The organism is Enterococcus rivorum, from assembly GCF_001742285.1.
Taxonomy (GTDB): domain Bacteria; phylum Bacillota; class Bacilli; order Lactobacillales; family Enterococcaceae; genus Enterococcus_L; species Enterococcus_L rivorum.
On the sequence record NZ_MIEK01000009.1, the window covers coordinates 23228 to 38539 of the forward strand.

12 protein-coding genes are annotated in these 15312 nt (G+C 36.5%); 2 read left to right on the forward strand and 10 right to left on the reverse strand.

Going from position 1 to position 15312, the window contains the following annotated elements; translation table 11 throughout:
• The first annotated feature begins 77 nt into the window (after positions 1–77).
• Positions 78–1022, forward strand: coding sequence for a DMT family transporter (locus tag BCR26_RS04160; protein ID WP_069697716.1), 945 nt, complete (start codon positions 78–80; stop codon positions 1020–1022).
• 184 nt (positions 1023–1206) lie between these two features.
• On the opposite strand, the gene purD is transcribed toward BCR26_RS04160, so the two are convergent.
• From purD to purC, 9 genes are all read right to left on the reverse strand, one after another.
• Positions 1207–2472 carry a phosphoribosylamine--glycine ligase gene (purD, locus tag BCR26_RS04165; protein ID WP_209591826.1) on the reverse strand — a complete coding sequence of 422 codons (1266 nt, stop codon included), beginning with the start codon at positions 2470–2472 and terminating at the stop codon, positions 1207–1209.
• A 27-nt stretch (positions 2473–2499) separates the two neighbouring features.
• Positions 2500–4041, reverse strand: coding sequence for a bifunctional phosphoribosylaminoimidazolecarboxamide formyltransferase/IMP cyclohydrolase (gene purH / locus BCR26_RS04170; protein ID WP_069697717.1), 1542 nt, complete (start codon positions 4039–4041; stop codon positions 2500–2502).
• Positions 4004–4621 (reverse strand): phosphoribosylglycinamide formyltransferase, encoded by a 618-nt coding sequence (purN, locus tag BCR26_RS04175; RefSeq protein ID WP_069697718.1) that lies wholly within the window; start codon positions 4619–4621, stop codon positions 4004–4006. The genes purH and purN overlap by 38 nt, the downstream gene beginning before the upstream one ends.
• A gap of 2 nt (positions 4622–4623) precedes the next feature.
• Positions 4624–5664: a phosphoribosylformylglycinamidine cyclo-ligase gene (gene purM / locus BCR26_RS04180; RefSeq protein ID WP_069697719.1), complete on the reverse strand. Its 1041-nt coding sequence runs from the start codon at positions 5662–5664 to the stop codon at positions 4624–4626.
• A 94-nt stretch (positions 5665–5758) separates the two neighbouring features.
• Positions 5759–7204 (reverse strand): amidophosphoribosyltransferase, encoded by a 1446-nt coding sequence (purF, locus tag BCR26_RS04185; protein ID WP_069697720.1) that lies wholly within the window; start codon positions 7202–7204, stop codon positions 5759–5761.
• Positions 7189–9411, reverse strand: coding sequence for a phosphoribosylformylglycinamidine synthase subunit PurL (purL, locus tag BCR26_RS04190; protein ID WP_069697721.1), 2223 nt, complete (start codon positions 9409–9411; stop codon positions 7189–7191). Before purL ends, purF begins: the two co-directional genes overlap by 16 nt.
• Positions 9408–10091, reverse strand: coding sequence for a phosphoribosylformylglycinamidine synthase subunit PurQ (gene purQ / locus BCR26_RS04195; protein WP_069697722.1), 684 nt, complete (start codon positions 10089–10091; stop codon positions 9408–9410). The genes purL and purQ overlap by 4 nt, the downstream gene beginning before the upstream one ends.
• Before the next feature lies 1 nt (position 10092).
• Positions 10093–10341, reverse strand: a complete 249-nt coding sequence (gene purS, locus BCR26_RS04200) for a phosphoribosylformylglycinamidine synthase subunit PurS (protein ID WP_069697723.1) — start codon at positions 10339–10341, stop codon at positions 10093–10095.
• Positions 10342–10361: 20 nt separating this feature from the next.
• Positions 10362–11078, reverse strand: coding sequence for a phosphoribosylaminoimidazolesuccinocarboxamide synthase (gene purC / locus BCR26_RS04205; RefSeq protein WP_069697724.1), 717 nt, complete (start codon positions 11076–11078; stop codon positions 10362–10364).
• A 291-nt stretch (positions 11079–11369) separates the two neighbouring features.
• Between purC and BCR26_RS04210 the strand changes: the two genes are divergently transcribed.
• The gene (locus BCR26_RS04210; RefSeq protein ID WP_069697725.1) at positions 11370–11756 is read left to right on the forward strand and encodes a hypothetical protein; all 387 of its coding nucleotides are present in this window, start codon (positions 11370–11372) and stop codon (positions 11754–11756) included.
• Positions 11757–11877: 121 nt separating this feature from the next.
• Here BCR26_RS04210 and BCR26_RS04215 read toward each other — a convergent pair whose 3' ends face one another.
• Positions 11878–15303: an FtsX-like permease family protein gene (locus BCR26_RS04215; RefSeq protein WP_069697726.1), complete on the reverse strand. Its 3426-nt coding sequence runs from the start codon at positions 15301–15303 to the stop codon at positions 11878–11880.
• Between the last annotated feature and the right edge of the window lie 9 nt (positions 15304–15312).

Genomic DNA, 15312 nt, shown 5'->3' on the forward strand with positions numbered 1-15312 from the left:
TGTTCAATTCTTATAGAATTTTTTTATTATAATATAAGAAAGGAATTATTTCGTTTTACAAAAAAGGAGGAGCTATTTTGCATTATTTCAAGGAAACAAAGGGTCATTTAGCAGCTATCATAACTATTTTCATTTGGGGAACAACGTTCATTTCAACGAAAGTTTTATTGAAGGATTTTGACCCTATTGAAATTTTATTTATTCGTTTCTTGTTAGGATTCTTATTCCTCTATTTGATTTATCCAAAATCTATGGGGAAAACGACGGCAAAACAGAACTTGACATTTGCTTTTGCCGGCTTATCCGGTGTTACCTTGTATTTTTACCTAGAAAACATTGCTTTAACCTATTCATCAGCATCGAACATCGGTGTAATTGTTACCTTGTCACCTTTTTTCACCGCTATTTTGATGTGGATTTTTGCAAAAGAAAAACTTTCTCAACGCTTTTTCTTAGGGTTTCTTCTTTCGTTGTTAGGCGTTTGCCTCATCAGTTTTAATGGACAGCAACAATTTCAATTTAATCCATTGGGAGACTTTTTAGGTATTCTTGCTGCTTTTTTGTGGTCTTGCTATTCTGTTCTAACAAGAAAAGTTAGTTCATTTCCTTTCCATGTTATTCAATCAACCCGTCGAATCTTTTTTTATGGTTTGGCATTTATGATACCTATTCTACTTTTCTCTGGATTCAATGTAACTTCAGCAAAGCTTCTTTTACCAATTAATTTCTTTAATTTGCTTTTCTTAGGTTTGGGAGCATCTGCCATTTGTTTTGTCACCTGGGGATTGGCTATTCGAGACCTCGGAACGGTAAAGACGAGTATGTATATTTATCTCGTACCTGTTATTACGGTTTTAACCTCAGTGTTGATTCTAAAAGAGTCTTTAACTATCCTTTCTTTTATAGGAATTGTCTTATCTTTATTCGGTCTCGTTTTATCAGATACCTCTTTTTCTAGAAAAACGTTAGCATCGAAATCAAGAAGCTCTGAAATATCATCTACAAACGCAGATTTAGAATAGCTTTTCTAGTTAGGAGTGTTTATTATAAATGAGGTTTAGACTAACGTCGTTTAGGTTGGAGTAATTGAAAAAAATGTAAAGTCTTCGTTTTTTGTGAAATTGCCGAAAAAATTGACTCTTTGCACCATTTACTAAAAGATAGAATCCGAGAGAAAACTAAAGATTCGTTTTCTCTCGGATTCTTCTATTTTATTCCTTTATAGCCAATGTCTTTTCGGTAAAAAGTTCCTACAGTATCTACTTTACTAAGAATTTGATAAACTTTTTCTTGTGCTTTTTCCAGTGTTTCGCCTGTCGCTTCAACCAAGTAAACACGACCTCCATTTGATAGCAACTGTCCCTCAACTTCTTCTACGCCAGCATAATAAATATGATGCCCTTTTACCTGTTCAAAATCAGGAAGCTTAGAACCTTTTTTATAAGCTTCAGGATAGCCTTCAGCAGCAACGACGACGCCTAGACTAAAGCCTTCGTTTTTCCAATGAATGATTGGCTGATTGCCTTTTAATAAATCGTCAATTATTTCAGCTAAGTCACTATCTAAACGTTGGAGAACTACTTGTGTTTCAGGGTCTCCAAATCGCGCATTAAATTCAATCACTTTCGGTCCACTTTCAGTCGCAATTAATCCTGCGTAGAGAATTCCTGTAAAAGAACGCCCTTCATTTACTAATCCGTAAGCAGCAGGCGTTAAAACTCGCTGAATTGATTCTGAGACTGTCTTTTCAGATATTTGTGGAACAGGACTGTAAGCGCCCATGCCGCCAGTATTCGGACCTAAATCCTCGTCGTAAACTCGCTTATGGTCTTGAGCAATAACCATTGGATACACTTCTGTTCCACGAACGAAAGCTAATAAGGAAAACTCCTCACCAACTAAAAATTCTTCAATAACAACTTTAGCCCCACTATCACCAAATTTCTGCTCCTGTAACATTTCTTTTAACGCATTTATAGCTTCGGCTTCTGTTTCAGCCACTACTACGCCTTTACCAGCGGCTAGTCCATCAGCTTTGATAACAATTGGTGCACCTTGAGCGATTACATATTTTCGGGCCTGTTCAAAATCAGAAAATGTTTGATGCTTTGCTGTCGGAATTTGATACGTTGTCATAAGATCTTTGGCAAAATCTTTTGAACCTTCTATTAATGCAGCTGATTGCAGTGGGCCAAAAATTAATAACCCTGCGTTTTGAAAATCATCAACAATACCATTCAACAATGGTATTTCAGGTCCAACAAAAGTCCAGTCAAGCTGCATTTTTTGGGCGAACTCAATTAACGCTTCATGATCGGTTTCTTCTATGTCTACTAATTGAATGCCATCTCTTTTCATACCTGCGTTTCCTTTAGCACAATAAACAGCAGATACTTTAGGGCTCTCTACAAATTTTTGTGCAATAGCATGCTCTCTGCCGCCACTCCCAATGACTAAAATCTTCAATCCCATAAGTTTACATCCACCTCGTTTAGTTTATCAATGTCTAAAATGTCGAACCTCTGTAAAGAGCATTGCAATATCATATTTATCTGCCATTTCTATAGATTCCTGATCTTTTATGCTCCCTCCCGGCTGAATAATTGCTCTAATTCCATGTTTGGCCGCATACTCTACACTGTCACTCATTGGAAAATAAGCATCACTGGCTAGTACTGTTTCTTGAATGCGATATCCTGCCTGCTGAATCGCCAGTGCTACTGAGCCTACTCGATTCATCTGCCCTGCCCCGATGCCCAATGTCTGATATTGATTAGCAACAACGATCGCATTACTTTTAACATGCTTTACAGCTTTCCATGCAAAAGTTAGCGCCGTTAATTCTTCTGGGGTTGGTTTTCTTTTCGTGACTATTGTCCAATTGTCGCTTTTTTCAGAAATCAAATCTTGATTCTGTATCAATAAACCTCCTAAAACGGTTGTTTTTTCTGGTTCATTTGCTTTATTTTTCTGACTAAAGGGTAACGTCATTACACGTAAATTCTTTTTCCTAGTCAATAATTCTAACGCTTCTTTTGTAAAGTCTGGTGCAATAATTATCTCTAAAAAGAGTTCATGCATTTTTTTAGCTGTTTTTAGATCAACTTCTCTATTTAAAACAATAATTCCACCAAAAATTGAAACTGGATCTGCTTCATAAGCATTTTGATACGCTTCAAATATAGTTTCTCCAATCCCAATGCCACAAGGATTCATATGTTTTACCGCTACAACAGCGGGCTCATCAAATTCTCTAGAAATTCGAATGGCTGCATCTGCATCTCTAATGTTGTTATAAGACAATTCTTTCCCGTGTAATTGCTTGGCATTAGCAATTGAAAACGCTACTGGTATGGCATCTTGGTAAAACACAGCCTTTTGATGACTATTTTCGCCATAGCGCAAATTTTGTTTCAAATCGTAAGTTAGGGTTAAGGTCTCCGGTTCTTCCTCTTGAACAATTTCGGTCAGGTACTTTGCAATCAGTGCATCGTACGCAGCTGTATGGCGAAAAACTTTTGCCGCTAGTTTTTTTCTAGTTGCTAATGTTGTACTTTGCTGTTTAGAAAGTTCTTTTATTACTACTTGATAATCTTGTGGATCAACAACAACTGTGACTGATTGAAAATTTTTTGCTGCACTTCGCAACATACTAGGACCACCTATATCAATATTTTCAATGGCCTCTTCTTCCGTAACTTCTGTTTTCTGTATGGTTTCTTTGAAAGGATAGAGGTTGACACAAACAAAATCAATCGGTGTAATGTCATGTTCACTCATCGCTTCCAAATGTGTATCCAAATCTCTACGACCTAGTAAACCTCCATGAATCTTCGGATGTAATGTTTTTACTCTGCCATCCATCATCTCAGGAAACCCTGTAATTTCTTCAATTGAAAGCGTAGGGACTCCTTCTGCTTCTAATATTCCTTTAGTGCCTCCAGTTGAAATAATTTCAATCTCATGTGCAATTAATGCTTTTGCAAAGTCAGCTACTCCGGTTTTATCGGAAACACTGATTAGTGCTCGTCTCTTTGCCATCTAACAACCACTCCTTGTTCTTACTTATTATTTTGTCTAATACTTCTGGATAAAGGCGATGCTCTATTTGATGAATTTTCGCTTCCACCATTTCTAAAGTGTCGTTATCGTTAATCGGAACTTTTTCCTGTTTAATTATCGGCCCCGTATCAACCCCGTCATCTACGTAGTGAATTGTCACTCCAGTTTCTTTTACTCTAGCTTCAAAAGCCTCTTTAATTCCATAACGTCCAGGAAATTGTGGCAATAATGAGGGATGAATATTGATCATTCGATTTTTGAAAGTTTCTAACAATGTCGAGCCAACAATTCTCATGTAGCCAGCTAGAACAATCAGTTGAATGTTATTTTCAGTCAAATGCTTCAATATTTCCTTCTCATATGCCGTCTTTGAGCAAAATTCTTTCGGAGAAAATACAATAATTGGAATGTTCAATTTCCTTGCCCTTTCCACTACGAAAGCACTAGAATTATCACAAAAAACAAACCCTATTTCACTAGCCAGTTGCCCGTCGTTTATAGCTTCAGCAATCGATTGAAAGTTACTTCCATTGCCAGATGCAAATATCGCAATTTTCATCTTTAGGCCTCACAAAATTCAAGGGCTTGATTCGTTCTTTCAACGACTTTACCAATAACATAGCTTGGTTCGTTCATTTCTTTAAGTCTTGTTTGAACTTCCGTTATCTTTTCTGGTGAAACTGCTAGAACCATACCAATTCCCATGTTAAAGATTTCATACATCTCCATTGAATCAAGAGTACCATACTTTTCTAACGTAGCAAATATAGGCAGAACTGGCCAAGAGCCTTTCTTGACTGATGCTGCCAATGATTCTGGTAACATTCGAGGGATATTTTCGACAAATCCTCCGCCAGTAATATGAGCGATGCCATGAATCAGATTATTTTTGATCAGTGGTAATAATTGTTGAACATAAATTTTGGTCGGCGTTAATAGTTCGTTTTTTAGTGTTTTTCCGTTCAAATCAGGTGAGCTCTCCTCCATTGAGAATGAATCCGATCCAAAAAATATTTTTCGAACAAGTGAGTAGCCGTTGGAGTGAATACCACTGGAAGGCAAACCTAAAAGAATATCGCCATTCTCTATTTCTTCTCCTGTAATCAGTTGGCTTTTTTCAGCGATTCCTACCGCAAAACCAGCTAGATCATACTCGTTTTCAGCATACATCCCAGGCATTTCTGCTGTTTCTCCACCAATTAAGGCTGCTCCTGCTTGAATACAGCCTTCAGCAACACCTGCAACTACTTTCTCTAGTCTATCAGGAATATTTTTCCCAGTAGCGATATAATCAAGAAAATACAATGGTTCAGCTCCTTGAGCAACAATATCATTTACGCACATTGCTACACAGTCGATACCAATCGTCTCATGTTGATCCGCTTCAATCGCAATCATCAGTTTTGTGCCCACACCATCTGTTCCAGAGACTAAAACGGGTTCTTTAACTGCTAACATACTTAAATCAAAACAACCACCAAATCCTCCCAAAGCGCTTATCACACCTAAACGTTCGGTTCTCTTGACATGCTTTTTTATTCGTTCAACCACTTCATAACCTGCTTCTACATCTACACCCGCTTGTGAATAAGCATTTCCCATGTGTTTCATCCTCCTGATAGTATTCTGTGGTTCCTGCTGATTTTCATTCGTTTTACCATTAATCTAGTTTCAAATACTAAAATTTTTTAATCGTTTAATGGCTATTCTTCTGACTTGTTTCTTTCAGTGATGATAAATAGAAGGCTTCATAATCATATAGTGGTGTTGGGTAATCTCCGTTATAGTAGGCCATGCATAAACCTGTATAGGGAGCATCATAGTTTAATCCGATTGCATCTATTAATCCTTGTTCACTTAAGAAATTTAACGAATCAGCCGTGATTAACTCTTGGATTTCACCAACAGAATGGTTCGCTGCAATTAATTCTTTTCTTGTTTGAATATCAATACCATAAAAACATGGATATTTGATTGGCGGAGAGGCAATTCGAACGTGAACTTCTTTCGCTCCAGCTTCTTTTAACAACTGAACAATTCTTCGACTCGTAGTTCCTCTAACGATGGAATCGTCCACCATAATGACTTTTTTTCCTTCAACTACGCCGCGAACAGCCGAGAGCTTCATACGAACACCTTGTTCTCTAAGTTCTTGTGTTGGTTGAATAAACGTTCGTGCAATATATTGACTCTTTACCAACCCCATTTCATAAGGAATTCCACTTGCTTCAGCATACCCACTAGCTGCCGAAAGAGAAGAATTAGGAACGCCCACAACCATATCTGCCTCAACAGGTGCTTCTTTTGCTAAAAGTTTTCCCATATTTTTACGAGCCGTGTGGACATTCACTCCTGCAATATTAGAATCTGGTCTTGCAAAATAAACATATTCCATGGAACAAATCGCATAGTGTGTTTCTTCGGTAAAATGATCAATTTCATACCCATTATCGTTAATTACAATGACTTCTCCTGGTTCGACATCCCGAATATACGTAGCACCAATCACTTCAAGGGCACACGTTTCACTAGCGATTACGTAAGCACCATTTTTCATCTGCCCGATTGCTAAAGGTCGAAAAGCATTGGCATCTAGACTAGCAATCATTGCTGTCTCAGTCATAATAAGATATGCAAAACCACCTTTAACTTGATTTAAACTTTCTTTTAGCTGTTCTATAAAGGTTGCTTTTTTACTTCTTCTAATGAGGTGCATCAATATTTCTGTATCAGAAGTTGAATGAAAAATAGCCCCGTCTTCTTCCAATTCTTTTCTCAAACTTCTCGCATTAGTCAAGTTGCCATTATGAGCCAAGCCAAAGGAACCGTCGTAAAAATTAAACAGAAAAGGTTGGATATTATCAACACTCCCATTGCCTGCTGTAGCATAACGAACGTGCCCAATTGCTGCTTGACCTTGTAAAGATTTTAGCGACCGTTCATCATTGAATACTTCTGATAAAAGACCTAATCCTCGATAACCTGTTAGGTTTCCTTTATTGTTGGCAACAATTCCAGCGCCCTCTTGTCCTCGATGCTGCAAACTATGCAACCCAAAATAAGTCACTTGCGCTGCATCTGGATGACCCCATACACCAAATACACCACACTCTTCATTTAAGCTTTTTACTTCATAAGACATGGAATTGCTTCCTCCCAAAGTTCTTTGGCCACTAGAGTATCAACAACTATCTTTTCTTCTTTCGTTTGAATAAAGATCTCGGAATTTAGCTTGGTTTTCCCAATATATTTCACTTTCTTGCCTACTATTTTTTCAAACGCTTCTTGATTTTCTGACTTTACTGACAAAACAAAGCGGGATTGAGTTTCTGAAAATAAATAACTCGTTGGCATATCTAACGTCACATCAAAACCTAGCCCGTTTTTAAAGACAGCTTCCGCTAAAGCAATTCCGATTCCTCCTTCAGAACAATCATGTGCACTTTCAACCAATCCAGCTTGAATCGCTTGAAGAACTAGTTGCTGATTTTCTTTTTCAACGGTTAAATCAAAATTCATGATTTTTCCTTCTATGTGACCTAATTGCATTTTTTGAATTTCACTACCGTTAAAATCTGCAGATGTCTGTCCTAAAACATAGATCAAATCCCCAGTATTTTTAAAGCTTTGAGTTGTAATATGTTCCAAAGATTTTATAACACCTACCATCCCAATCATCGGTGTTGGATAGATTGCCTTGCCATTCGTTTCATTATACAAAGAAACATTTCCTGAAATAACTGGTGTTTCTAAAATCTTACAAGCCTCTGCAATTCCATCGGCGGAAGTCCATAATTCCCAGAATCCTTCTGGCTTGTCTGGCGATCCATAATTTAAGCAGTCAGTAATTGCCAATGGTTGCCCACCACTAGCTACGATATTTCGTGCTGCCTCCGCAACAGCAATCTGTCCACCAATCTCCGGATTTAGATAAAGGTATCTAGCATTGCAGTCAGTAGTCATCGCTAAAGCCTTATCGGTTCCTCTCACCCTTAATACAGCGGCATCACTCCCTGGTAAAACAACTGTATTTGTTAGTACTTGAGAATCATAGGTTTGATAAATCATTTTTTTAGAAGCTATTGTTGGTTGTTGCAATAATTCTAAAAGTGTCTTTGTTCCATTTGTAATTTCCGGTTCAAAATCAACCATTTCTTGAAATGCTTTGATTCTTGCCGGCTCTCGTTTTTCCTTATGATAGACTGGCGCGTCTTCAGCTAAAGCATCCACTGGTAAGTTGGCAACTTCAACACCTAAATGGTTAAGTCGATACAAACCATCATCCGTCACTTTCCCAATTGTAACAGCGTCCAACTCATATTTTTTGAATAATTCTATAACTGTTGATTCGTGTCCTTTTTCAACACAAATCAACATCCTCTCTTGAGATTCTGAAAGCATCATTTCATATGCTGACATCCCTGTCTCTCTTTGAGGAACATTATCTAAGTCTAAAATAAGACCTGAACCTGCTTTTGAAGCCATTTCAGCACTAGATGAAACTAAACCCGCAGCCCCCATATCTTGAATCCCAACTAAAATGTCTCCATACTCTAAAATTAGTTCTAAACAGGCTTCAAGTAAAAGTTTCTCCATAAAAGGATCTCCAACTTGAACAGCAGAGCGTTGTTGTTCTTCACCCTCAACAAATTCTTCTGAAGCAAAAGTCGCACCATGAATACCATCTCGACCAGTTTTTGCTCCAACATACATAAGTGAGTTGCCCACGCCTTTAGCTTGTCCTTTTTGAATATCTTCATGATTAATCAATCCTACACACATTGCATTCACTAAAGGATTTCCTTCATAACAGGGGTCAAATGCAACTTCACCTCCAACTGTAGGAATACCGATACAGTTACCATAACCACTAATTCCCGCAACGACTTCTTCTAAAAGATATTTTGTCCGTTCATTATTTAATTCCCCAAAACGTAGTGAATCTAAAATCGCGATTGGTCGAGCCCCCATACTAAAAATATCTCTAATAATGCCTCCAACACCTGTTGCAGCTCCTTCACAAGGCTCAACTGCTGAAGGATGATTGTGACTTTCTGCTTTAAAAACAACTGCTTGACCATCGCCAATATCAACAATCCCAGCTCCTTCACCTGGTCCTTGTATTACTTGAGGTCCCTCTGTTGGAAATTTTTTTAGAACAGGTTTAGAATTTTTATACGAGCAATGTTCACTCCACATTACCGAAAATAACCCAGTTTCCGTATAATTTGGTAAACGGCCTAAAATATCTTTTTCAATCATGCGATATTCTTCGTCTGTTAATCCCCACTCTCTATAAATTTTTTGTTCTTTAATTTCTTGAGGTGTCGGCTCTTTTACTTTCATCATTGGTTATTCGTCACCTTCCCATGGTTTTTAATAATAGATTTAAAAAATCGCAATCCATCATTGGAACCCAGAAGACTTTCAACGGCTCGTTCTGGATGGGGCATCATTCCAAGAACATTTCCTTTTTCATTGATAATTCCAGCGATGTTCTCTAAGCTTCCATTCGGATTCTCTTCCGCGTAAGTAAAAACTATTTGGTTATTCTCCTTCAATTGTTTTAACGTTTCCTCATCACAGTAATAATTCCCTTCGCCATGAGCAATAGGAAGTTGAATCTTCTCTCCCCTACCATACTCAGAAGTAAAAAATGTTTGATTATTCTCTACTTTTAAAGAAACCGTCTTACAAACAAAATGTAATCGATCATTTCGTAGCAATGTACCTGGAAGTAATCCCGCTTCTGTCAATACTTGAAATCCATTACATGTACCAAAAACCGGTTTTCCTTCCTCTGCAAATCGAATAACTTCAGGGATAATTTTAGAAAATCTGGCAATCGCGCCACAACGTAAATAATCGCCATATGAGAAGCCTCCCGGTAATAATACACCATCAAATCCAACTAAACTCTCTGCATCATGTCTAACATAGTCAGCTTCTGCTCCTAAAATATCTTTCACTGCCCACAACATATCCATGTCACAATTCGATCCTGGAAAAACAATTACTGCGAATTTCATTTTAAGCTTCCTCCGTTATTTCATAACGATAGGTTTCCATGTTAATGTTGGCTAAAAGCTTATCACAAATCTCTTCAATCACTTCTTCAATGAGACGTTCCGTTTTTTGAACCTTTATTTCAAAATATTTTCCAATGCGAATTTCTTCAATTTCAGTGTAACCCATGCGATGAACAGCACCTTTGACGGCCTCTCCTTGTGGATCTAAAACAGAATCTTTGTAGGTCACGTATACTTTTACTCCATACATTTTAATTCGCTCCTTTGAATTTATTTTTCCAGTTGTTCCAAACGATCCAATACTTCTTGATAAACGGAGACCATATCTCCTAAATTTTTTCTATAAATATCTTTGTCCAACGACTGATTCGTTTTGCTATCCCAAAGTCGACATGTATCTGGTGAAATTTCATCTCCTAATAAAATCCTACCATCAATATATCGTCCAAATTCAATTTTGAAATCAACTAGTGTAATATCAATTGCTTTAAACAACTCTATTAATGCCTCGTTAACTATTAAAGCCACTTTTTTTATTTCTTTTATTTCATCCTCCGTTGCCAATTCTAAAAATTTCATATGATCTTCATTAATGAATGGATCATCCAAGCGGTCTTCTTTGTAATAAAATTCTAAAATTGGAAAATCAATTAGTGTTCCTTCTTTTACGTCTAACCTTTTAGAAAAACTTCCAGCAGCAACATTTCGAATAACTACTTCCAATGGAACAATCTGTAACGAGTTGACCAATTGTTCGGTTTTTGATATTTTTTTAATAAAATGACTTTCAACGCCCATTGCCTTCAATTGCTTAAAAATGAAACTGCTAATTTGGTTATTCAGTAATCCTTTACCTTGTATTTCATCTTTTCTCGCACCATTTAAAGCTGTTGCTTGATCAAGGTATTCGATCCAAAGGACTGAAGAATCCTCTGTTTCAAATATTTTCTTTGCTTTTCCCTCATAAAGTAATTTTCCTTTTTCCAAAAGCTACTTAGCTCCTTTCATCTTTCAATAAAACATAAATTGTAAGAATCTTTCTCTGTATTATGCCTACAGTCTAACAATCAAATATTTTTCAGTCAACAAAAACTTAACTATTTAAACTTCAAAACTAAAAATAGTTCGTTTTTAAAGGTGTAGGTGTCGATATCTATTAAACTCTTGAAAAGTATGTAAGCGTTAAAAAAACATATAGAACATGTTATTTTATTAGTGATAAAAAGTGGCATTTGTTTTATAATAGAAACGACTGAACTTTTTGGGAGGGAAATTTATATGGATAGTGATTGTCAATTGTTAGCAACTGAGTTCCTAGCAGGTCTATCACCTAAAGAAAAGACAAACTTGTATAATGATTTATTAGCATTAGAAGACGTCCATCAATTAAACCAAGATATTACTTACTATACTTTTAAAAATTTGAAACGAGTTGCCAAGCGCCATTCCGAGAGAAGAAAACGATCCTTTCAGTACATCAACAAATATAATAATGAGTTGTTAATTCACCAAATCCACGAGCAACACTTTTTCAAAAATATCTATCGGATTCAAATCTTTATTAATTTACAAGAAGTGAATTATACTTTTGTTGAATGCCTGCTTTCTTCCTTGAGAGCACCTACTCTAGAAAATATGTTTACTTATCAAGAAATATCTATTTAGTCCAAGTTAAAAAACTTGGTTTTCTATTTTCAAAGCAAAATAAAACTGTCCGCTTTCGCGAACAGTTTTTTCATATTCATTTTCTACCTAAATTATTAACATCTAATTCAGAAATAATTGTCTATTCATTTGCCTTAAGTGCTTCGATCATATCTACTTTTTTTAATTTTCTATGCATAATCACCATGACTAGTAAAGTAAAGAATAGTGTAATTAGCGCTGAATACAGATAACTCATCCAATGAATTGTGGGTGAAAACATCAGCATGTCAACTTCTACAGTACTTAAAACATAACTATGAACTACTTTTCCAAAGAAACAGCCCACAATAATTCCCATTAAAGTTAGAATAATATTTTCGCGATAGACATACATCGTTACTTCGTTGTCATAAAAACCTAAAACTTTGATAGTTGAAAGCTCTCTTATTCGCTCCGAAACATTAATGTTCGTCAAATTATATAAGACAATAAACGCCAGCAATCCAGAAACGATAATCAATACCCAAACAACAATATTCAAGCTATGAATAGTATCATCTAAAGCATCACTTGCACTAGACAAGAAAGAAATATTAAGAACTTTTCCTTTGCTCATCAAGTCTTCTCCAACTTTCATTTCTCTGCCTTTTGTCAGTTTTTTATCAAAAAGTAAAAATTCATTATTATATTGAGGGACTTTTGAAAATACTTTTTGGTAATAGTCCGGTGACATGTAAGCGAAATGACCAGTATAGTTTTCAACCACTGCTGCTATTTTCAATTTATACTGACGGTTCTCTCCATCTTTAAGAAGAAGAGTATCACCAATTTTAAACTGAAACAAATTCGCTAGCTTTTCATTGATAATTACCCCATCATCCGATAGATAGTATTTTTTCTTAGTTTGACGGTCGTTAAACAAGACAAATTGATCCATTTCTTTCACTTTTTCAGGAACATAAACAGTCACATTTTGTTTTACGACATCTTTACTTGTTGTTTGGAGAGTTGCAACTGACATCGGCATTACGTTCTTAAGCTCTGTTACTTTCTTTAGTGCCTCTTCATATTCTTTATTCTCCTCTATAGAAGCTTCTTTATTAAAACTAACCACTGCTTGGTAATGGAAAATTTTATTAAATTGAATATTCACGACATCAGAAATTGAATCTTTTAATCCGAAGCCTGTAATAACCAAAGCCATACAGCCTGCAATCCCCAAAACCGTCATTAGCATCCGCTGTTTGTATCTAAACAGATTTCTAGCGGTCACTTTTTCGATAAAGCTCATACGATGCCACAAAGGTCTAATTCTTTCTAAAAAGATTCTTTTACCAATCTTTGGTGCTTTCGGTCGTAACAAGCTGGCTGGTGTACTAAACAAATCAATTCGCAATACAACCATAGCCGCCCCAGCTGTACATAGTACGGCAACTAAAATGGCAATTACACTGTAATCCAGATACCAAGGAGTAACGAAATCAGGAATATTATAAAGTTGTCCATAGGCATCAAAAATAATAGTCGGAAATAGATAGTAACCAACGATTAAACCTAGAACAGCACCACTTAGACTTGCTAAAACAGCATAAGTTAGAAATTTAAACGCTATTTCTCCATTTCGATACCCTAAAGCTTTAAGACTTCCAATCTCCATCCGCTTCTCTTCAACCATCCTAGTCATCGTTGTCAAGCTAACTAAAGCTGCAATCAAAAAGAAGAAAACAGGAAATACAGTTGAAAGAGAGGAAATACGATTTGCATTATCTTCATATTCTGAAAATCCCGGATTATCCTCTCTAGTTAAATAATAGTAATCTGCCGGTGCTAAATCAGCTAATTTTTTTTCTTGCTCTTGAACTTTTCCCTTTGCTTCTTTTAGTTTCGGAACATTCTCACTTTTTTCTTTTTCAAATTTTGCTAAACCTTGATCATATGCTGCCTGCCCTTCATTAAGTTTAGCTTGTGCGTCATCAATCTTAGCCTGACCTTCTATTTTCGATTGTTCGAGTTGCTGCCTTCCAACGGCTAATTGTTCTTTCCCAGCAGCTAAATTCGCTGAAGCTTGCGCTAGTTGCGCTTCTCCATCAGCAATTTGTTGTTGCCCAGCCTCGTACTGCGCAATTGATTGTTGAATAGGCTGAATTTGCTGATCGATTACCTGGATTCCTTGGTCTACTTGTTGTTGCTGACTGGAAATAAAAGATAAAGCATTATTAAAAGCCCCCATAACAATAGCTATATTTGTTTTAGTTGGATTAGCTAATAATTGCTGAACTGCGCCTAATAGCTCATCCGGAGCTTGCATTGCCTTTAATGCAGCTATCCATTGTGGCGCTGCATTTGTTATCGCTTCAGGCAATTGGTCATCTGGAATCATTTGCATTCCTGCAACTGAATAAGCAACGCCCTGATAACCGTTAAATTGCTGTATTAACAACTCTTTCTGGCTGTTTAATTGGTCTCTTTTTGCTTGTAAATCCACTAACGCTTGTCTGCCTTGCTCTACCTGTGGAGTGGCAGCAGCTAATTCATTTTTTTTAGTCGCTAATAAAGCTTGTTGCGTTGCTAACTCAGCTTCCCCTGAATCTAACGCTGTTTGACTCGTTGCTAATTGACTTTCAGCTTGACCGATTTGCTGTGAATACGAAGCTTTGGCGTCTGCTAACTGTTGTTTCCCCTTATCTAGCTCTTCTTTACTAGATTGTAATTTGATTTCGCCATCTTTTAACGCTGTTTCACCATCGCTAATTTCTTTTTTCGCTTGATCTAACTCGATTTGTGCAGTTTGACGAATTTCTGTTACTCTTTCCTGAGGACGATTTTTTAACACATTTTTTAATTCATCAATATTTTTCGTTCTATTCTCTTCATATTTATTTGAATAAGTGTCATATTTTTCCAAATCAGCAAATGAAACTAACATCTCTGTGTAAGCAGACATAGTCATGTCTGCTTTTGGAACCACCGCAAAAAAATCAAGCGTTCCTTTTCCAATTGTCGTATTTCCTCTAGACATGTTTTCAATATACTCAGGAGAACGGACAAATCCTACGACTTTAAAATTTCGCTGTTTCAGCACATTGTCTTCATCATCTTTTTCAGAAACCGATAAAGTATCACCTAGCTTGTAATATTTTCGTGTTTCAGCAATTTCATCTAAAACGATTTCCCCACTCTTTTCAGGCATTCGGCCTTTTACAACAGAATAGCTTAGTAGAGGTTGCTTTTCCTTCAAATCATAACTGACGAATTTCACTGCTAAATTCCGATCACAAACAGCGATATCTTTAGTATATCTTGGTAAAACTGCTTTGACTGTTGAAACTTTTCTTATGTTATCTAAGTCTTTATCAGTTAAGCCTAAAGTCGAGATAACTCGAGCATCTGGCAACTTTTGTTTTTGATAATAATTATTGGCAGTTTGAGTCATGTCAGGTCCAGTTGCTTTTAATCCCACAAAAACCATCACACCCAGAAAAATAATCCCAAAAATCGAAAAGAATCTTGTCTTTGATTGTCTAATTTCTCTGAGACTGGTTTTAATCAACGCTTTTTTATTCATTGACTACAC

Excerpts from the sequence above, each read along its gene's own strand:
- purD (WP_209591826.1), bottom strand. The coding sequence starts at position 2,472 with ATGGGATTGAAGATTTTAGTCATTGGGAGTGGCGGCAGAGAGCATGCT.
- purH (WP_069697717.1), bottom strand. The coding sequence starts at position 4,041 with ATGGCAAAGAGACGAGCACTAATCAGTGTTTCCGATAAAACCGGAGTA.
- purN (WP_069697718.1), bottom strand. The coding sequence starts at position 4,621 with ATGAAAATTGCGATATTTGCATCTGGCAATGGAAGTAACTTTCAATCG.
- purM (WP_069697719.1), bottom strand. The coding sequence starts at position 5,664 with ATGGGAAATGCTTATTCACAAGCGGGTGTAGATGTAGAAGCAGGTTAT.
- purF (WP_069697720.1), bottom strand. The coding sequence starts at position 7,204 with ATGTCTTATGAAGTAAAAAGCTTAAATGAAGAGTGTGGTGTATTTGGT.
- purL (WP_069697721.1), bottom strand. The coding sequence starts at position 9,411 with ATGATGAAAGTAAAAGAGCCGACACCTCAAGAAATTAAAGAACAAAAA.
- purQ (WP_069697722.1), bottom strand. The coding sequence starts at position 10,091 with ATGAAATTCGCAGTAATTGTTTTTCCAGGATCGAATTGTGACATGGAT.
- purS (WP_069697723.1), bottom strand. The coding sequence starts at position 10,341 with ATGTATGGAGTAAAAGTATACGTGACCTACAAAGATTCTGTTTTAGAT.
- BCR26_RS04210 (WP_069697725.1), top strand. The coding sequence starts at position 11,370 with ATGGATAGTGATTGTCAATTGTTAGCAACTGAGTTCCTAGCAGGTCTA.
- BCR26_RS04215 (WP_069697726.1), bottom strand. The coding sequence starts at position 15,303 with ATGAATAAAAAAGCGTTGATTAAAACCAGTCTCAGAGAAATTAGACAA.